Consider the following 17,525-nt stretch of genomic DNA (forward strand, 5'->3'; position numbering starts at 1 on the left):
ACCCGTCCGAGATTCCGCGTCCGATTCCGTGTTGGAATCGCGGAATCGGGATTCGCATTCAGGGGAACGCACCGCTTTGTCCGATTCCAGCTCCGCCGTCCAGAATCCGAAGTCACCGCTGAAGCCGATGCTCGCCGCCCTGGCGGGAGAGGTGCGGACGCGTCCGCCCTTCTGGCTGATGCGTCAGGCCGGGCGCTATCTGCCGGAGTACCGGGAACTGCGGGCGAAGGCGGGCAGCTTCCTCGACCTCTGCTACAATCCCGACTTCGCGGTCGAGGTGACCCTGCAGCCGCTGCGCCGCTACGGCATGGACGCGGCGATTCTGTTCTCCGACATCCTGGTGGTGCCGCATGCCCTGGGCCAGCCGCTGGCCTATCTGGAAGGGGAGGGGCCGAAGCTGGATCCGGTCCGCAACGTCGAGGACCTGAAGCGCCTGTCGCGCGACCGCTTCCACGAGACGCTGGCGCCGGTCTACGAGACGGTGCGCCGGCTCTCCACCGCGATCCCCCAGGATACGACGCTGATCGGCTTTGCGGGGGCTCCCTGGACCATCGCCTGCTACATGGTCGAAGGGGCGGGGTCGAAGGAGTATGCGCATGTCAAGCGCTGGGCCTACGGCGACCCGGCGGGATTCGGCCAGCTGATCGATCTGATCGTGGAGGTCACCGCCGATTATCTCTGCCGCCAGATCGAGGCGGGGGCGGAGACGGTACAGCTGTTCGACAGCTGGGCCGGCGTTCTGCCGGTCGGCGAGTTCCGCCGCTGGGTGATCGAGCCGACGCGGCGGATTGTCGCACTGGTGAAGGCCAAGCATCCGAACACGCCGATCATCGGCTTCCCGCGCGGGGCCGGCCACGCCTATGAGGATTACATCGCCGATGCCGGTGTCGACGCCGTCGGGCTCGACACCACCGTCTCGCCGGTCTGGGCGGCGCGCAATCTGCAGACGCGGCTGCCGGTGCAGGGGAACCTCGATCCGATCATGCTGGCCACCGGCGGCAAGGCGCTGGAAACGGCGACCCGCGGCATCCTGGAGGCGTTGGCCGACCGGCCCTTCGTGTTCAACCTGGGCCATGGCGTGATCCAGTCCACCCCGCCCGATCATGTGGCGGCGCTGACCCGGATCCTGCGCGAGTGGCCGGACCGCGGCTGACGGCTTTTCCGGCGGCAGGTGCCAAAGGGTTGAAAAAGCGACGGCGGGGGTCTGGACACAAGCACGGCGACGCTCCAGTTTAGCGGCACCATGAGCCAGCAACCCCCCCAGACATCCGCCTCGCAATCCGTTCCCGGCGGCCGGCCGCGCCGCGTGGCCGTCGTGCTGTTCAACCTCGGCGGTCCCGACGCGCCGGAGGCGGTACGGCCCTTCCTGTTCAACCTGTTCGCGGATCCGGCCATCATCCGGCTGCCGAACCCGTTCCGCTTCCTGATCGCCAGCCTGATCAGCGGGCGGCGGGCGAAGCCGGCGACGGAGATCTACGCCCAGCTCGGCGGCAAGTCGCCGCTGCTGGAGAACACGGAGGCCCAGGCCGCGGCACTGGAGGCGGCGCTCGCGGCGGGTCCGGGGCCGGATCTGGGGCCGGATCCGGGGGCAGATCCGGCTGTCGATGGCGCGGAGACCAAGGTCTTCATCGCCATGCGCTACTGGCATCCGATGAGCGCCGAGACGGCGGCCCGGGTGAAGGCCTACGACCCGGATCTGGTCGTTCTGCTGCCGCTCTATCCGCAATTCTCCACGACCACCACGGCGTCCAGCGCCAAGGTCTGGCACGAGGCGGCGAAGACCGTCAGGTTGACGGCGCCGACCAGGCTGCTGTGCTGCTATCCGACCCAGGCCGGCTTCATCGACGCGTCGGCGGACCTGATCCGCCCGCTGTACGAAGCCGCAAAGGCCCATGGTACGCCGCGCGTCCTGTTCTCCGCCCACGGGCTGCCGAAGAAGGTGGTGACCTCCGGCGACCCCTATCAGTGGCAGTGCGAGCGTACGGCCGAATCCATCGCCGCGGCGCTGGGCATCGAGCATTTGGATTGGGTGAACTGCTACCAGAGCCGCGTCGGCCCGATGGAGTGGATCGGCCCCAGCACCGACGCCGAGATCCGCCGCGCCGGCCAGGACGGCGTGCCGATCCTGGTGGTGCCGATGGCCTTCGTGTCGGAGCATTCCGAGACGCTGGTGGAGATCGAGATCGAATACCGCCATCTGGCCAAGGAAGCCGGGGTTCCGCACTTCACCCGCGTGCCGACGGTGGGGGTGCATCCCGGCTTCATCGACGGGCTGGCCCGGCTGGTGCGGCAGATGGTTGCGGGAAAGGCGACGGTCTGCGCCCAGAACGGCGACCGGATCTGCCCGTCCAACTTCCCAGGCTGCCCGCAGGCGCGGCGCTGAACCGCAACGGCCGAACCGCAAGGAAAGAGGGGACACGCCCGGTGCTGTACGAATGGATCAAGGCGCTGCACGTCATCAGCATCATCGCCTGGATGGCGGGGCTGCTCTATTTGCCGCGCCTGTTCGTCTACCACTGCGAGGTGCCGGCCGGATCGGACACGTCGGAACGCTTCAAGGTGATGGAACGCCGCCTGCTGCGCGCCATCATGAACCCGGCGATGATCGCGGCGTACGTGTTCGGCATCGCCATGATCGTGCTGACGCCGGAATGGATGAAGCAGGGCTGGCTGCATGCCAAGCTGCTGTTCGTGCTGCTGCTGACCGCCAGCCACATGATGATGGCCAAGTGGCGCCGGGAATTCGCCGAGGACCGCAACACGCGCCCGCAGCGCTTCTACCGCATCGCCAACGAGGTGCCGACCCTGCTGATGATCGGCATCGTCATCTTCGTCATCGTGAAGCCCTTCTGACCGGCGGTACGTGATCGAACAGTCTTCCACACCCCGGAAAAATCGGAATCCGCGACCGGCGCGGGTTTCGCTTTCGTTTGACTTGCGCCCGCCGATCCGATAACCATGTCAGGACCACGGGGTTTTCGCCCCGCGGCCTCCCACGCCCACATCTGCCGATCCGACGCTCTATTCTTGAGCCGGGCCTGGTGGCTGGCGAACCGCTCCCGTGCGACCATTTTCCGGACGCCCTGGCGCGCGATCGTCAAAGCGCCACCCGCTGCCCACCCGACGCGACCGCGTTGCGGCTCCCGCCGCCTCCAACCGCCGTCCGCCGGGGTTCCAGGCACTTCCCATCCCCTTAGGGTCACCTCCCCCGCATGACGATTTCACAGGCAATCCGATGCATCTCCAAGAGCTGAAGTGCAAAAGCCCCGCCGAACTGCTGGCGTTCGCGGAGGAGCTGCAGATCGAGAACGCGAGCACGCTGCGCAAGCAGGACATGATGTTCGCGATCCTGAAGCAGCTGGCCGAGAACGACATTCCGATCTTCGGCGACGGCGTTTTGGAGGTGCTGCAGGACGGGTTCGGTTTCCTGCGCTCGCCGGAAGCCAACTATCTGCCGGGTCCCGACGACATTTACGTCAGTCCCAGCCAGGTGCGCCGCTTCGGCCTGCGCACCGGCGACACGGTGGAAGGGCAGATCCGCTCGCCCAAGGACGGTGAGCGCTACTTCGCCCTGCTGAAGGTCAACACCATCAATTTCGACACGCCGGACAAGGTCCGTCACCGCATCAACTTCGACAACCTGACGCCGCTCTATCCGGAAGAACGCATCCGGATGGAGGTCGAGGACCCCACCAAGAAGAACCTCACCGGCCGCATCGTCGACCTGGTGGCGCCGCTCGGCAAGGGGCAGCGCGGGCTGATCGTGGCGCCGCCGCGCACCGGCAAGACGGTGATGCTGCAGAACATCGCCCACTCGGTGGCCACCAACCACCCCGAAGCCTACCTGATCGTCCTCCTGATCGACGAGCGTCCGGAAGAAGTGACGGACATGGCCCGCTCGGTCCGCGGCGAGGTCATCAGCTCCACCTTCGACGAGCCGGCCACCCGCCACGTCCAGGTCGCCGAAATGGTGATCGAGAAGGCCAAGCGTCTGGTCGAGCACAAGCGCGACGTGGTGATCCTGCTGGACAGCATCACCCGTCTGGCCCGCGCCTACAACACGGTGGTGCCGAGCTCCGGCAAGGTGCTGACCGGCGGCGTCGACGCCAACGCCCTGCAGCGGCCCAAGCGCTTCTTCGGCGCCGCCCGCAACGTGGAGGAGGGCGGGTCGCTCACCATCATCGCCACCGCGCTGATCGACACCGGCAGCCGCATGGACGAGGTGATCTTCGAAGAGTTCAAGGGCACCGGCAACTCGGAAATCGTGCTGGACCGCAAGCTCTCCGACAAGCGCACCTTCCCGGCCATCGACATCTCCAAGTCGGGCACCCGCAAGGAGGAGCTGCTGGTCGACAAGGGCACCATGTCGAAGATGTGGATCCTGCGCCGCATCCTGATGCCGATGGGCGTGACCGACGCGGTCGACTTCCTGGTCGACAAGCTGAAGCACACCAAGTCGAACAACGAGTTCTTCGAAAGCATGAACCAGTAAGGACCGGATCCGGGTCCGGATCCGCCGGCCCTTCGCCTGGAGAGCCACGGGAAGCGTCATCCCCGCGAAGGCGGGGATCCAGGCGTCCCGTGGCGGCTGCTTTCCGCAGCCCTGGATTTCCGCCTTCGCGGGAATGGCGGCCGAAAGAGATGGCTGGCGGCTCGAAGAGAACACAGAAAAAGGGCGGGGGCCTTTCGGCCGCCCGCCCTTTCCTTTTCGACTCCGTCCGATCCGCCTGGGATCGGAAACCCTGATCAGAACGGAGGCTGCTGCGGCTGTTCGGCCTGCTGGGCCGACTGGCGGTGGTACAGCTCGGCGAAGTCGATCGGGTTGATCATCAGCGGCGGGAAGCCGCCTTCGCGGGTCGCGCTGGAGACGATGGCGCGGGCGAACGGGAAGATCATCCGGGCGCCTTCGATCATCAGGACCGGGCGGTGATGCTCTTCCGGCAGGCCGGGGAACTGGAACAGGGCGCCATAGGACAGCTCGACCAGGAAGGCCACGGACTCGCCCTGGCGGGCTTCGCAACGCAGGTTCAGCGTCAGCTCGTAGATGTCCTCGCCGACCTTCTGACCCTGGACGTCGACGCCGATGTTCACCTGCGGCTGCGGCTGGTTGGGCAGCAGGCTCTGCGGGGCGTTGGGGTTCTCGAACGAGAGGTCCTTCACATACTGCGCGAGGACATGCATCGGCAGCGAGGACGCCTGCTGCTGCTCGGCGCCGTTGCTCATCTGATCGGACATAACGGACTCCTAATCGCCGGCCTTCCTCCCGGCCCGGGTTCCGGCTTGGAACAGGGCAGGGGCGGCGGGCCGACCCGGATGTGAGGTGACAGGGTTTGGTTCGCGACGGTTGTGCCTTCGCCCAACGGGCTGGCTATCACGGATCGGCCGTCCTGCCAACGGAAACCGCCTGCAATCCTGCGGCTCAGCGCCGCTCATCCGGGCGGTGCTTCCCCCATTGGGAATCGGTCAGCCGCGGCGCGTCGGCATCGTCCTTCCCATCGCCTGTTCCACCCTCGCCGGGCGTGACGTCGCGGTAATCCACGTCGATCACGCCGGGTGCGGGGCGGAAGGGATCATCGGCGCGGCGGGCATCGCCGGGTCCGAAGCCCGGCTCGCCGAAACCACGGTCCGTCGTGCCGCCGAAACCACCGCTTCCGAAGCCGGGCCGCCCGCCGGCGGTGGTCCCGCCCATGGTGAAGACCGGCATGCCGGCGCCGATGCGGCCGAGCAGCCAGCGGCCGATGCCGCGGCGCAGCGGACCGATCAGCAGGACCAGTCCCAGTATGTCGGTCAGGAAGCCGGGGATGATCAGCAGGATGCCGGCCAGCACGGCGCAGAAGCCGTCCAGCACCGTGCCGATCGGCGCCTCGCCGCGGGCCGCCGCGGCCTGCGCACGGGTCAGCGACGACAGGCCCCGGTGGCGGACCAGCAGCACGCCCACCACCGCCGACAGGGCGAGAAGCCCGATGGTCGGCCCGGCGCCGATCCAGTCGCCGACCTGGATGAATCCGACGATCTCCAGGATCGGCAGAAGAAGGATCAACAGCAGGGGATTCATGGTGTCCTTGCTCTTCGGGCTCGCTGCCCCTATCTAGGTTTGGATAGGTCGTCCGGTCGAAAGGCCGGCGGCTCCATCCGGGATGGCGGTTTCTGACGGGCAAGCAACACGTAATGCCGCCCATCCGCAAGGTCCAGGGGTGGGGCCGGCGGTGACGCCGCGGTCGCAGCCGGATCTTTCATCGGATCCGTCGCCGGATCCGCCGTCTCAAGGCCGCTTCCGCAGGTCAATTCGCTTAAGTCGTTGGAAGGAACAGATGATGGGAGATGGGTTCGTGTTCATCGAGATCGTGATCTTCGCGATGATCGCGGCCTTCCTCGTTTATCGGCTGCGCAGCGTCCTGGGCCGACGGACGGGGGAGGAGCGTCAGCGCCCCAACCCGTTCACCCCCGCCCCCAGCACCGCGAAGCCCGACAATGTCGTGCCCCTGCCGGAGCGCAATCGGCCGCGTCCTGATGTCGCAGTCTCTCCGGACGAGCCGCTGTCGCTGGCCGCCTCCATCGACCAGCTCCGTGCCGCCGACCCGACTTTCGACGAAAAGCATTTCCTGGAAGGGTCCAAGGCCGCTTTCGCCATGATCGTCGATGCCTTCGCCCGCGGCGACACCGCGACGCTTCGCCCGCTGCTGGCCGACGATGTGTACGAGAGCTTCGCCCGCGTCATCCGCGACCGTCAGGCCGCCGGCGAGCAGCACGAGGCCCGCATCGAGTTCGTGCGCGAGGCCGAGGTGGTGGAAGCCAGGTTGGATGCCGGCCGCACCGCCTTCGTCACCGTCCGCCTGGTCACCGATCAGGTCAATGTGGTGCGCGACCGCGATGGCACCGTCATCGACGGCGATCCCAAGGCGCTGGTGGAGAACGTCGACGTCTGGACCTTCGCCCGCAACATCCGCTCACGCGATCCGAACTGGTCGCTGGTCGAGGTGCGGCCGGTTCAGTGATCGGACGTCCGCCTGTAATGAACACCCGTCATCGGACCGGTTTCAGCGCCATCGCCCTCTTCGGGGCGGTGGCGTTGCTGTTTTCGGCCTGTACGCCGAAGGATGAAGCGAAGCGGGAGGAGGCCAAGTCGCCGCCCGATGTCCTGACCCTGGCGCCGCTGACCTTCGCCGAGCTTCCGGGCTGGCGGACCGATCCGGTCGCCCAGGCGATCCCGGCGCTCGCCCGCTCCTGTGCCCGCTTCAGGACCCAGTCGGCGGACCGCCCGGTCGGGCCGAACGGGGTGGCCGGCACCATCGGCGACTGGCGGGGCCCTTGCGCCCAATTGGCGGATCTGCCGCCCGGCGACGATGCCGCCCGCGCCTTCTTCGAAGCCAACTTCACCCCCTACGCCGCCGGCAACAACGGCACGCGCGAGGGGCTGTTCACCGGCTATTACGAAGCCGAGTTGGAGGGCAGCCGCCGGCCGGATCCGGCCTATCCCGTGCCGCTCTACCGCCAGCCGCCGGATCTGGTGATGGTCGATCTCGGCGACTTCTCCGACCGTTGGAAGGGGGAACGCACCGCCGGCCGGGTGGTGAACGGCCGGCTGAAGCCCTATGAGGACCGCGCCGCCATCGTCGCCGGCTCTCTCAAGGGCAAGGGGCTGGAACTGGTCTGGGTGAAGGATCCGATCGGCGCCTTCTTCCTGCAGATCCAGGGGTCAGGCCGGATCCGGCTAGCCAATGAAGGTAATGGCGGCAACGAGATGCGCGTCGGCTACGCCGCCCAGAACGGCCATAAGTACGTCGCCATCGGCAAGGAGCTGATCGACCGCGGCGCATTGAAGCGGGAGGAGGTCTCGCTCCAGACGATCCGCGCTTGGCTGCTTGCCAATCCCGATCAGGCGGCGGGGGTGATGAACGTCAACCCGTCCTACGTCTTCTTCCAGCCGCTGACCGGCGACGGTCCCAACGGCGCCCAGGGCGTGGCCCTGACGCCGGGCCGCAGTCTGGCGGTGGACTCCAAGTTCATGCCCTATGGGGCGCCGGTCTGGCTGGATGCCGAGGACCCGCTGGACGGCCGGCAGCGGCTGCAGCGCCTGCTGGTCGCCCAGGACACCGGCGGTGCCATCCGCGGCCCGGTGCGCGGCGACGTCTTCTGGGGCCATGGGGCGGAGGCGGAGCAGAAGGCGGGGGTGATGAAGAGCCGCGGGACCTACGCGCTGCTGCTGCCGAAGAGTGTGAAGCTGGCGGCAGGCGGGTAGGGGGAATGTTTCACGTGAAGCGGAGGGCACCCGACACGAGCGCCCCCCACGCCCTCACAGGATGAACTTCGAGAGATCCGCGTTCTTCGCCAGACCGCCGACCCGCTCGCGGACCAGCGCGGCGTCGATGGTGATGGTCTCGCCGGCGCGGTCGCTGGCGACGAAGCTGATCTCCTCCAGCAGGCGCTCCAGCACCGTGTGCAGGCGCCGCGCGCCGATGTTCTCGACCGAGCTGTTGATCTCCGCCGCCAGCCGCGCCAGCTCGTCGATGCTGTCGTCGGTGAAGACCAGATCGACCTCCTCCGTCTTCATCAGCGCCTTGTACTGGCGGATCAGGCTGGCTTCCGGCTCGGTCAGGATGCGCTTGAAGTCGTCCTGGCTCAGCGCCTTCAGTTCGACGCGGATCGGCAGGCGGCCCTGCAGTTCGGGCAGCAGGTCCGACGGCTTGGCGATGTGGAAGGCGCCCGACGCGATGAACAGGATGTGGTCGGTCTTCACCGGGCCGTGCTTGGTCGACACCGTCGTGCCCTCGATCAGCGGCAGCAGGTCGCGCTGAACGCCCTCGCGGCTGACATCGGCGCCGCGCGCGTCGGAACGGGCGGAGATCTTGTCGATCTCATCGAGGAAGACGATGCCGTTCTGCTCGACCGCGCGGATCGCCTCCGCCACCACCTTCTCCTGGTCCAGCAGCTTGTCGGACTCTTCGGCCATCAGCACGCCGTGGCTCTCGGCCACCGTCATCCGGCGGGTCTTGGTGCGGCCGCCCATCATCTTGCCGAACATGTCGTTCAGGTTCAGCATGCCCATCTGGGCGCCCGGCATGCCGGGAATGTCGAAGGTCGGCATGTTGCCGGCGCCGGTGTCGGCCACCTGGACTTCGATCTCCTTGTCGTTCAGCGTGCCCTCGCGCAGCATCTTGCGGAACTTGGCCCGCGTGTCGGCACTGGCGCTGTCACCGCAGAGCGCGTCGAGCACGCGTTCCTCGGCGCGCAACTCGGCCTTGGCGGCGACCTCCTTGCGCAGGCGCTCGCGGGTCAGGCCGATGGCGGCCTCCACCAGATCGCGGACGATCTGCTCGACGTCGCGGCCGACATAGCCGACCTCGGTGAACTTGGTCGCCTCCACCTTCAGGAAGGGAGCCTGGGCCAGCTTGGCGAGCCGGCGGGCGATCTCCGTCTTGCCGACGCCGGTCGGGCCGATCATCAGGATGTTCTTGGGCAGAACCTCTTCCCGCAGGCCCTCGGGCAGCTGCTGCCGGCGCCAGCGGTTGCGCAGCGCGATGGCGACCGCGCGCTTGGCATCGTTCTGGCCGACGATGTAGCGGTCGAGCTCGGAGACGATCTCGCGCGGGCTGAAGGCGGCGGTGTCGGAGGACACGGAAGCGGTCTGAATCGTCATGACGCTCACAGCTTTTCCAGGGTGACGTTTTCGTTGGTGTAGACGCAGATGCCGGCGGCGATCTTCATCGCCTTGCGCGCCACCGCCTCTGCGTCCATCCCGTCGATGTCGATCAGCGCACGCGCCGCCGACAGGGCATAGGACCCGCCGGACCCGATGCCGATCAGCCCGTCCTCCGGCTCCAGCACGTCGCCATTGCCGGTCAGCACGAGGCTGACGGTCTTGTCGGCCACCGCCATCATCGCCTCCAGGCGACGCAGGTAGCGGTCGGTGCGCCAATCCTTGGCCATCTCCACACAGGCGCGGGTCAGCTGGCCGGGATACTGCTCCAGCTTGCCTTCCAGCCGCTCGAACAGGGTCAGCGCATCGGCGGTGGCACCGGCGAAGCCAGCCATCACCGTGCCGCCGGCCAGCCAGCGGACCTTGCGCGCATTGGCCTTCATCACCGTCTGGCCGACCGAGACCTGCCCGTCGCCGGCGATCACCACCTGACCGTTCTTGCGCACGGACAGGATGGTGGTGCCGTGCCATTGGATGGGATCGTGTGGATTGGACGCTGGGTAGGTCATGCGCAAACCATGCAGGAAAAGGGGAGCCGCCCGCCGCCCCGGAAAGGCGCACCGTTACAGGGCGCAAGTCCCTGGAGCCGCGGCGGCAGGGCATCCGGTCTATGTGGGAGGGGCGCGGTCCCCGTCAAGAACATCGCCGTCAAGCTCCCCGTCCTCCGCCCAGGGATCGGCCAAATCGTCGGACGGACTGCCGCGGCCCTGCCGCTTCCGCGCCGTTGCTTGAGCCCGGTTGCGGTCCATCCGATCCTGTTTGAATGGCGGAGAAGATGCGCTTGGCCCGGCCGGATCCACACCAGCTGTATCCGGGCCAGCCGGATCCGCCCCCAGCCGGTCAATCAGCGGACCGATCGCCAGGAACTCGACCAGCCCGGCCGGGGTGGCGACCGAGCGGCCGGCGGACGGCGCCACGCCGACCAGCATGCCGTCGCCATCCAGCAGCGGATCGCCGGCCTCCGTCACCGCCGTGAACAGGGCAGCGGAGCCCAGATCCGCCTGGATCAGCGTGGCACCGCGGCTCTCTCCGGATTGCAGACCGCCGACGATCCCCTCGACCTCCTTGCCCCGTCCGCCGGGGATCGCCCGCACCGGCTCGCTGACGCGCAAGGTCCGGGTGCGGATGGGAAGGGCGGTCAGCCGCGCCGGCACCCTCACCAGGGCGAAGCCGCTCGCCGCATCGCGCCCAACCACCCATCCGGTCAATTCCACCCCGCGCGCCGGCCGAACGGTGACGGTGGGGTCGGATCCGGGGAGGGGAGCCAGCAGCACGGCCTGCACCTCGCCTGCCACATCGGTCTCTCCGATAACGAACCCACGGGAAACGCCCGACGATCCAGCGACAGCCACCCGCGCCGACGCGACCCGGCCGGACCCGGACCCGGTCCGCAGCAGAAGCCGGCCCGCCGATGGGTAAACGGATGCCGGACCCGGGGTAGCAACCGCCGGCGTCAGCGGGATCGGCCCGGATCCGGCCGGCGATGCCGTGGAGACCATCGCTGCCGTCGCCGCCGCCGGAGCGGGCAGGGTGCCGCCCGACAGCAGGGCGCGGAAACCGGCATCGGCGGCGAGCGCCTCTACCGCCGCGGCGAATGCCTCCTCCATCAGCAGGGTGTCGCCCTGGGGTACGCCGCGCTCCTGCGTCGTGGCCCCGGTGGTGACGATGCGGTGGACGAGCCCGCCGCCGCGCGTGTCGTAGACCGTCCATTCCACCTTGACGCTGCCGCTGCCGGAACTGCCCTTGCTGCTGCCGGTCAGCCAGTTGACTCGGTTGCACAGCTCCAGCTGCACGTCGCGCAGGTCGCCCTGCACGGTGAAGCGGGCGCGGCTGCGATTGCCGTCGGGGCTGTCGGGACCGCCGGGCCGTCCGACCACGTCGAAGCCGGCGGCGGTCATCACCTCGGCAAACCGCTCCTCGAAGGTGGAGCCGCGGCGCATGTTGACGCCGCTGGTCCAATAGACGTCGTCATAGGGCGGGGCGCAGTCGATGCCCCAGACATAGCGGCCGATCTGCATCCCGCGCCGCATCGACCCGATCGCCAGTTCGCCGAAGCGGAAGGGGGCCGTGGTTCCGGCAGCGACCGGCGGCGCCGCCTTGCCGACCTGCGGGGGCGGGGAGGTACCGCCGCAGCCGGCCGGCAGCAGGCCGAGAAGAAGCATCAGGACTGCGGCGAATGGGCGCGGGTGGGGCATCATAAGCGGATATGCACGCAGGAAGTGTACAAGACTGTAACCCGCACACCTTCGTAGGACAATCGTCGGAATGGACATGCCGCGCATCAATCGTGCCGGATGCTGGCGCGCAGGGATGCTTCCTGCTACAAAACCGCCATGGACCAGACCCCCATCAACGGCGGCCGCCGCGCCTCGATCGAGCGGAACACCACCGAGACCCGGATCCGGGTCGCGCTGAACCTTGACGGCACCGGCGTCTATGACGTCAAGACGGGGGTCGGCTTCCTCGACCACATGCTGGAACAGCTGTCGCGCCACAGCCTGATGGACCTGACGGTCCTGGCCGATGGCGACCTGCACATCGATTACCACCACACGACCGAGGACACCGGCATCGCCATCGGCATGGCGGTGGCGAAGGCGCTGGGCGACCGCAAGGGCATCCAGCGCTACGGCCATTCCTATGTCCCGATGGACGAGACGCTGACCCGGGTGGCCCTGGACTTCTCCAACCGGCCCTACCTGATCTGGAAGGTGAACTTCACCCGCGACAAGATCGGCGATTTCGACACCGAGCTGTTCCGCGAGTGGTTCCAGGCCTTCGCCATGTCCGCCGGCGTGACGCTGCACGTCGAGAACCTGTATGGCGAGAACAACCACCATATCGTGGAAAGCTGCTACAAGGCGCTTGCCCGCGCGTTGCGCGCCGGGGTGGAGATCGACCCGCGCAAGCGCGATGCGGTGCCCTCCACCAAGGGTACGCTCGGCGGATCGCTCTGACGGCGGGGACCCCGGTCCAACCAACCTCCACCGCCGTCCTATCTGAAGGTTTGTCACGTCCATGGAAACGGTCGCGCTGATCGATTACGGCTCCGGCAACCTGCGCTCCGCCGCCAAGGCGATCGAGCGCGCGGCCGGCGAAGCCGAGGCCTCCTACACAGTTCTCGTCACCTCCGACGCCGATGCGGTCCGCCACGCCGACCGCGTGGTTCTGCCGGGCGTCGGCGCCTTTGCCGATTGCAAGCGCGGCCTGTCGGAAGTCCCCGGCATGCTCGAGGCGCTGGAGGAAGTGGTGCACCGCCGCGGCCGGCCTTTCCTGGGCATCTGCGTCGGCATGCAGCTGATGGCGGAACGCGGCCGCGAATATGGCGTGACCGAGGGGCTGGGCTGGGTCCCGGGCGAGGTGGTGAAGCTGGAGCCGGCGGATCCGGCCCTGAAAATCCCGCATATGGGCTGGAACGAGCTGAACATCCGCCATCCGCACCCGGTCCTGGCCGGTCTGCCGGAGGGCAGCCACGCCTATTTCGTCCATTCCTACCAGTTCAAGCTGGCCGATCCCGACACGCTGATCGCGTCGGCCGATTACGGCGGCCCCTTCGCTGCGGTGGTCGGGCGCGACAATCTGGTCGGCACCCAGTTCCATCCGGAAAAGAGCCAGGCGACCGGTCTGGCGCTGATCGCCAACTTCCTGCGCTGGAAGGTCTGACGCGATGGCCGAGATCGCCATCGACAAGGTCGATGCGCTGAAGACCGCCGACCTGCACGACCTGTGCGACGCGGCCGACGACGCCATCCGGGCCGGCGGCGGCTTCGGCTGGGTCGAGCCGCCGCCGCGCGACGTGATGGAGCGGTTCTGGAAAGGCGTGCTGGTGGTGCCGGAACGGGTGCTGTTCGTTGCACGCCTCGACGGGGTGGTCGCCGGATCCGCCCAGCTGGTCAAGCCGCCGCGCAACAACGAGGCGCAGGCCCATGCCGCCCAGTTGACCACCAGCTTCGTCGCCCCCTGGGCGCGCGGCCACGGCCTTGCCCGCCGCCTGACCATGGCGGTGGTGGACGAGGCCTGCGCAGCCGGTTTCCAGGTGCTGAACCTGGATGTCCGCGTGACCCAGGAGGCGGCCATCGCGCTCTATGAATCGCTCGGCTTCAGGCGCTGGGGAACCCATCCCTTCTATGCGCTGGTGCAGGGCAAGCCGCTCGCCGGCCATTTCTACTGCAAAGACCTCCAGCCCGCCCACCAGCCGCCTGCCCAATAACCGCCAGCAAGCCATAGGAAGACGCCAGCGATGATCATCTACCCCGCCATCGACCTCAAGGACGGTGCCTGCGTCCGCCTGCTGCGCGGCGAGATGAGCCAGGCCACGGTCTTCAACACCGATCCCGGCGAACAGGCCCGCCTGTTCCAGAGCCAGGGTTTCGAATGGCTGCATCTGGTCGACCTCAACGGCGCCTTCGAAGGCAAGCCGGTGAACGGCGCCGCGGTCGAAAGCATCCTGAAATCCGTCACCATCCCGGTGCAGCTCGGCGGCGGCATCCGCGACCTGACCACCATCGGCATGTGGCTGGAGAAGGGTGTCAGCCGCGTCATCCTGGGCACGGCGGCGCTGCGCGACCCGGAACTGGTCAAGGCCGCCTGCCGCGAGTTCCCGGGCAGGATCGCGGTGGGCATCGACGCGCGCGAAGGCTATGTCGCCGTGGCCGGCTGGGCCGAGACCTCCGACATCAAGGCGCTGGATCTGGCGCTGAAGTTCGAGGATTGCGGCGTCGCCGCCATCATCTACACCGACATCAACCGCGACGGCGCCATGGGCGGCGTCAATGTGGAGTCGACCTCCGACCTCGCCTTCCACCTGACCACGCCGGTCATCGCGTCGGGCGGCGTCTCCTCCATCGAGGACCTGAAGGCGCTGAAGCTGGAGGAGGACACCGGGATCGAGGGGGTGATCTGCGGCCGTGCGCTGTACGATGGCCGGATCGACCCCAAAGAGGCGCTGGCCCTGCTCTCCGCCACTGCCGTCGAGGACGCCGACTGATGCTGAAGATGCGCGTCATCCCCTGCCTGGACGTCAAGGACGGCCGGGTGGTGAAGGGGGTCAACTTCGTCGATCTGGTCGATGCCGGCGATCCGGTGGAGCAGGCCCGCGTCTACGACCGCGAGGGTGCCGACGAGCTGACCTTCCTCGACATCACCGCCAGCCACGAGAACCGCGACACCATCTTCGACGTGGTGCGGCGGACGGCGGAGCAGGTCTTCATGCCGCTGACCGTCGGCGGCGGCGTGCGCACGGTGGACGATATCCGCAAGCTGCTGCTGGCCGGCGCCGACAAGGTGTCGATCAACACCGCGGCGATCCACCGCCCCGACTTCGTGCGCGAGGGCGCGGAAAAGTTCGGCGCCCAGTGCATCGTCGTCGCCATCGACGCCAAGAAGGTCGCTCCCGGCAAATGGGAGGTCTTCACCCATGGCGGCCGCAACGCCACCGGCATCGACGCGGTGGAATGGGCCAAGCGGATGGAATCGCTGGGAGCCGGCGAAATCCTGCTGACCTCGATGGACCGTGACGGCACCAAGAGCGGCTTCGACCTGGAGCTGACGCGCACCGTGGCGGACTCCATCCGCATCCCGGTGATCGCGTCGGGCGGCGTCGGCACGCTCGACCATCTGGTGGAAGGCATCCGTGAAGGCCACGCCACCGCGGTGCTCGCCGCCTCGATCTTCCACTTCGGCACCTACACCATCGGTCAGGCCAAGGCGGCGCTGAGCGCCGCCGGCATTCCGGTGCGCCCGGCCCGGGCGGCGAATGCGGCGGTGGAGACGGCACATGGGTGACAAGAAGTCTGCCGACAAGGCGCCGGCCCCGCTGGGCGCCGAGGTGCTCGACCGGTTGTTCGTCACCGTCCAGGCCCGGAAGGGCGCGGATCCGGAGACCTCCTACACCGCGAAGCTCTACAGCCGCGGTACCGCCAAGATCGCCCAGAAGGTGGGCGAGGAGGCGGTGGAGGCGATCCTGGAGGCGGTGCGCGGCGACAAGGCGGCGCTGGCCGCGGAATCCGCCGACCTGCTCTATCACCTGCTGGTGCTGTGGGCCGACCTGGGGCTGGATCCGGCGGAGGTCTGGACCAAGCTCGCCCAGCGCGAGGGCACCAGCGGCATCGACGAAAAGAAGTCCCGCAAAGCCTGAGCGGGATTCCCCACCAAGAGGACGCACGCGATGGCCAAGAGCTATGACGACAGCAACGTGTTCGCCCGCATCCTGCGCGGCGAAATCCCGTGCAAGACGGTGTTTGAGTCCGAGCACGCGCTCGCCTTCCACGACATCGACCCGCAGACGCCCACCCATGTGCTGGTGATCCCCAAGGGCGCCTACATCGACATGGACGACTTCACCGCCAAGGCGTCGGACGCCGAGATCGCCGGCCTGTTCCGCGCGGTGGGCGAGGTCGCCCGCATGGTGGGTGCCGACGGTCCCGGCTATCGCATCCTGTCCAACTGCGGCGAGGCCGCGCACCAGGAAGTGCCCCACCTGCACATCCACCTGTTCGCCGGGCGCGACCTGGGGCGGATGATCGGGAAGGCTTGAGGGCAGGCTGCGCCTTTGCTGAGTTAGACCCCCACCCCAACCCTCCCCCGCTGGGCGGGGGAGGGGGCAAGTGCTTGTTTGGCGGATTGGCGGCAGTCCCTCCCCCGCCCAGCGGGGGAGGTTAGGTGGGGGCATCCGGTAGCCGACACCCCCACAACTCCACTACCGCCGCCGCACCCCCGCCCGGCGCCGTGCGCCCTTCTTCGGCGGCACCGCGTCCAGGATCGCCAGGATCGCGTCGATCCGCTCCTCGTCCAGGTCGCCGATGCGTTCCGACAGCCGGTTGGCCAGCTCCGTCGCTTTCGCGCTCAAGCCCGCGGTGTCGACGGTCACGCGGGGATGGGACAGATCTGCAAGCCGTTCCAACTCCTCCGCATCGTCCCAGATGATGCCGAAATAGGCGCAGATCTGCCGGACCAGCTGGGGGGAGGGCTGGCCGCGCTTGCCGTGTTCCAGGGCGGAAAGATAGGCGGACGAGATGGAGAGGTCCGTCGCCATCTGCTTCAGCGTCACGCCCTTGGCGTCGCGCAGCGACCGGACCCGTTCGCCGAACGGGGTCATGGGTAGTCCCTGATTGTTTGGGACTCAGTCCTTACGGTCGCGCCGCCGTTTGATCAAGACATACAGCGCGCCGTCGCCGCCATCCTTGGGCCGGGCCGGCTGGATCGCCAGCACCATAGGGCGCAGGGCCGGATCCGCCAGCCAGCGTGGCGTCGCCTGACGCAGGACGCCCAGCCCGCCGAAGCTGCCCTTGCCGGTGATGACCAGGATACAGCGCCGCCCCTCGTTCCAGGCGCGGTGGACGAAGGAGGCGAGTGCGGTATGCGCCTGCGCCTGGGTCATGCCGTGCAGGTCGATCCGGCCATCGATCTCCAGCTCGCCGCGGCGGAAGCGGTCGCCGGTGCGGCGGTCGATGTTGGCGGTGGATCCGGGCGTCAGCGGCGGATGGACCGTCCGGGAGGGGCGGGGCGGGGCGGGGAATTGCTTGGCAGTCGGCGGCGGGGCGAGGCTGGTCGCCACCGGTTCCTCCACCAGCTCCGCCATGGTCGCCACGGGCTCCGGCTCGGCCTCGATCTGCCGGCCCGGCATCGGATCGGCGTCGCGCATGGCGAGCCGCCACAAGCGCCGCTCGTCGGGCGTGGGCAGTCGTCTGCGGGTCATCGGCGCGGAACCTTCTGCGGAAAGGAAAAAGGGGCTGCGCCGTGGGATAAAGCCCGCCGACGCGCCCCTGTCAATGTGTGTCGCCGCAACGCGAAAGAAAAGGCGCCGGGAGAAATGGAAGAGGGCAGGCGG

At 68.1% G+C, this 17,525-nt stretch carries 20 protein-coding genes; 13 read left to right on the forward strand and 7 right to left on the reverse strand.

The window, feature by feature from the left end:
- The first annotated feature begins 127 nt into the window (after positions 1 to 127).
- The 4 genes from hemE to rho all read left to right on the forward strand — a co-directional run bounded on the left by hemE (position 128) and on the right by rho (position 4,492).
- Positions 128 to 1,153 (forward strand): uroporphyrinogen decarboxylase, encoded by a 1,026-nt coding sequence (gene hemE, locus ACWPKK_RS12615; RefSeq protein WP_452004782.1) that lies wholly within the window; start codon positions 128 to 130, stop codon positions 1,151 to 1,153.
- A 90-nt stretch (positions 1,154 to 1,243) separates the two neighbouring features.
- The gene (gene hemH / locus ACWPKK_RS12620; RefSeq protein WP_452004383.1) at positions 1,244 to 2,383 is read left to right on the forward strand and encodes a ferrochelatase; all 1,140 of its coding nucleotides are present in this window, start codon (positions 1,244 to 1,246) and stop codon (positions 2,381 to 2,383) included.
- 41 nt (positions 2,384 to 2,424) lie between these two features.
- Positions 2,425 to 2,853: a protoporphyrinogen oxidase HemJ gene (hemJ, locus tag ACWPKK_RS12625; protein WP_324867703.1), complete on the forward strand. Its 429-nt coding sequence runs from the start codon at positions 2,425 to 2,427 to the stop codon at positions 2,851 to 2,853.
- 382 nt (positions 2,854 to 3,235) lie between these two features.
- Positions 3,236 to 4,492 carry a transcription termination factor Rho gene (gene rho / locus ACWPKK_RS12630; RefSeq protein ID WP_085086916.1) on the forward strand — a complete coding sequence of 419 codons (1,257 nt, stop codon included), beginning with the start codon at positions 3,236 to 3,238 and terminating at the stop codon, positions 4,490 to 4,492.
- A gap of 254 nt (positions 4,493 to 4,746) precedes the next feature.
- Here the strand turns inward: rho and secB are convergent, their stop codons facing one another.
- Positions 4,747 to 5,235, reverse strand: coding sequence for a protein-export chaperone SecB (gene secB, locus ACWPKK_RS12635; RefSeq protein ID WP_324867709.1), 489 nt, complete (start codon positions 5,233 to 5,235; stop codon positions 4,747 to 4,749).
- A gap of 184 nt (positions 5,236 to 5,419) precedes the next feature.
- Positions 5,420 to 6,055, reverse strand: a complete 636-nt coding sequence (locus ACWPKK_RS12640; RefSeq protein ID WP_452004388.1) for an FxsA family protein — start codon at positions 6,053 to 6,055, stop codon at positions 5,420 to 5,422.
- A 259-nt stretch (positions 6,056 to 6,314) separates the two neighbouring features.
- Between ACWPKK_RS12640 and ACWPKK_RS12645 the strand changes: the two genes are divergently transcribed.
- Entirely contained in the window at positions 6,315 to 6,995 is a 681-nt protein-coding gene (locus ACWPKK_RS12645) for a Tim44/TimA family putative adaptor protein (protein WP_324867723.1), read from the forward strand.
- Positions 6,996 to 7,012: 17 nt separating this feature from the next.
- Positions 7,013 to 8,239: a murein transglycosylase A gene (mltA, locus tag ACWPKK_RS12650; protein ID WP_452004391.1), complete on the forward strand. Its 1,227-nt coding sequence runs from the start codon at positions 7,013 to 7,015 to the stop codon at positions 8,237 to 8,239.
- 54 nt (positions 8,240 to 8,293) lie between these two features.
- On the opposite strand, the gene hslU is transcribed toward mltA, so the two are convergent.
- The 3 genes from hslU to ACWPKK_RS12665 form a co-directional block, all read right to left on the reverse strand.
- Positions 8,294 to 9,637: an ATP-dependent protease ATPase subunit HslU gene (gene hslU, locus ACWPKK_RS12655; protein ID WP_452004394.1), complete on the reverse strand. Its 1,344-nt coding sequence runs from the start codon at positions 9,635 to 9,637 to the stop codon at positions 8,294 to 8,296.
- A 5-nt stretch (positions 9,638 to 9,642) separates the two neighbouring features.
- Positions 9,643 to 10,206: an ATP-dependent protease subunit HslV gene (hslV, locus tag ACWPKK_RS12660; protein ID WP_324867196.1), complete on the reverse strand. Its 564-nt coding sequence runs from the start codon at positions 10,204 to 10,206 to the stop codon at positions 9,643 to 9,645.
- Between the two features lie 99 nt (positions 10,207 to 10,305).
- Complete coding sequence (locus tag ACWPKK_RS12665) at positions 10,306 to 11,859, reverse strand: serine protease (protein ID WP_452004397.1); 1,554 nt, start codon at positions 11,857 to 11,859, stop codon at positions 10,306 to 10,308.
- 171 nt (positions 11,860 to 12,030) lie between these two features.
- Between ACWPKK_RS12665 and hisB the strand changes: the two genes are divergently transcribed.
- The 7 genes from hisB to ACWPKK_RS12700 all read left to right on the forward strand — a co-directional run bounded on the left by hisB (position 12,031) and on the right by ACWPKK_RS12700 (position 16,232).
- Positions 12,031 to 12,654: an imidazoleglycerol-phosphate dehydratase HisB gene (gene hisB / locus ACWPKK_RS12670; RefSeq protein WP_324867200.1), complete on the forward strand. Its 624-nt coding sequence runs from the start codon at positions 12,031 to 12,033 to the stop codon at positions 12,652 to 12,654.
- 61 nt (positions 12,655 to 12,715) lie between these two features.
- Entirely contained in the window at positions 12,716 to 13,360 is a 645-nt protein-coding gene (gene hisH / locus ACWPKK_RS12675; RefSeq protein ID WP_324867202.1) for an imidazole glycerol phosphate synthase subunit HisH, read from the forward strand.
- Positions 13,361 to 13,364: 4 nt separating this feature from the next.
- Positions 13,365 to 13,907, forward strand: coding sequence for a GNAT family N-acetyltransferase (locus ACWPKK_RS12680; protein WP_324867204.1), 543 nt, complete (start codon positions 13,365 to 13,367; stop codon positions 13,905 to 13,907).
- 30 nt (positions 13,908 to 13,937) lie between these two features.
- Complete coding sequence (hisA, locus tag ACWPKK_RS12685; protein WP_452004401.1) at positions 13,938 to 14,684, forward strand: 1-(5-phosphoribosyl)-5-[(5-phosphoribosylamino)methylideneamino]imidazole-4-carboxamide isomerase; 747 nt, start codon at positions 13,938 to 13,940, stop codon at positions 14,682 to 14,684.
- Positions 14,684 to 15,481 carry an imidazole glycerol phosphate synthase subunit HisF gene (gene hisF, locus ACWPKK_RS12690; protein WP_452004404.1) on the forward strand — a complete coding sequence of 266 codons (798 nt, stop codon included), beginning with the start codon at positions 14,684 to 14,686 and terminating at the stop codon, positions 15,479 to 15,481. Before hisA ends, hisF begins: the two co-directional genes overlap by 1 nt.
- Positions 15,474 to 15,833 (forward strand): phosphoribosyl-ATP diphosphatase, encoded by a 360-nt coding sequence (locus ACWPKK_RS12695; RefSeq protein WP_194913318.1) that lies wholly within the window; start codon positions 15,474 to 15,476, stop codon positions 15,831 to 15,833. Before hisF ends, ACWPKK_RS12695 begins: the two co-directional genes overlap by 8 nt.
- 30 nt (positions 15,834 to 15,863) lie before the next feature.
- Complete coding sequence (locus ACWPKK_RS12700; RefSeq protein WP_452004408.1) at positions 15,864 to 16,232, forward strand: histidine triad nucleotide-binding protein; 369 nt, start codon at positions 15,864 to 15,866, stop codon at positions 16,230 to 16,232.
- A 162-nt stretch (positions 16,233 to 16,394) separates the two neighbouring features.
- On the opposite strand, the gene ACWPKK_RS12705 is transcribed toward ACWPKK_RS12700, so the two are convergent.
- Positions 16,395 to 16,793 carry a helix-turn-helix domain-containing protein gene (locus ACWPKK_RS12705; RefSeq protein WP_324867215.1) on the reverse strand — a complete coding sequence of 133 codons (399 nt, stop codon included), beginning with the start codon at positions 16,791 to 16,793 and terminating at the stop codon, positions 16,395 to 16,397.
- Positions 16,794 to 16,817: 24 nt separating this feature from the next.
- Entirely contained in the window at positions 16,818 to 17,393 is a 576-nt protein-coding gene (locus ACWPKK_RS12710) for a Smr/MutS family protein (RefSeq protein WP_452004410.1), read from the reverse strand.
- Positions 17,394 to 17,525 lie beyond the last annotated feature (132 nt).

The sequence above is a fragment of the Azospirillum largimobile genome (assembly GCF_977007025.2).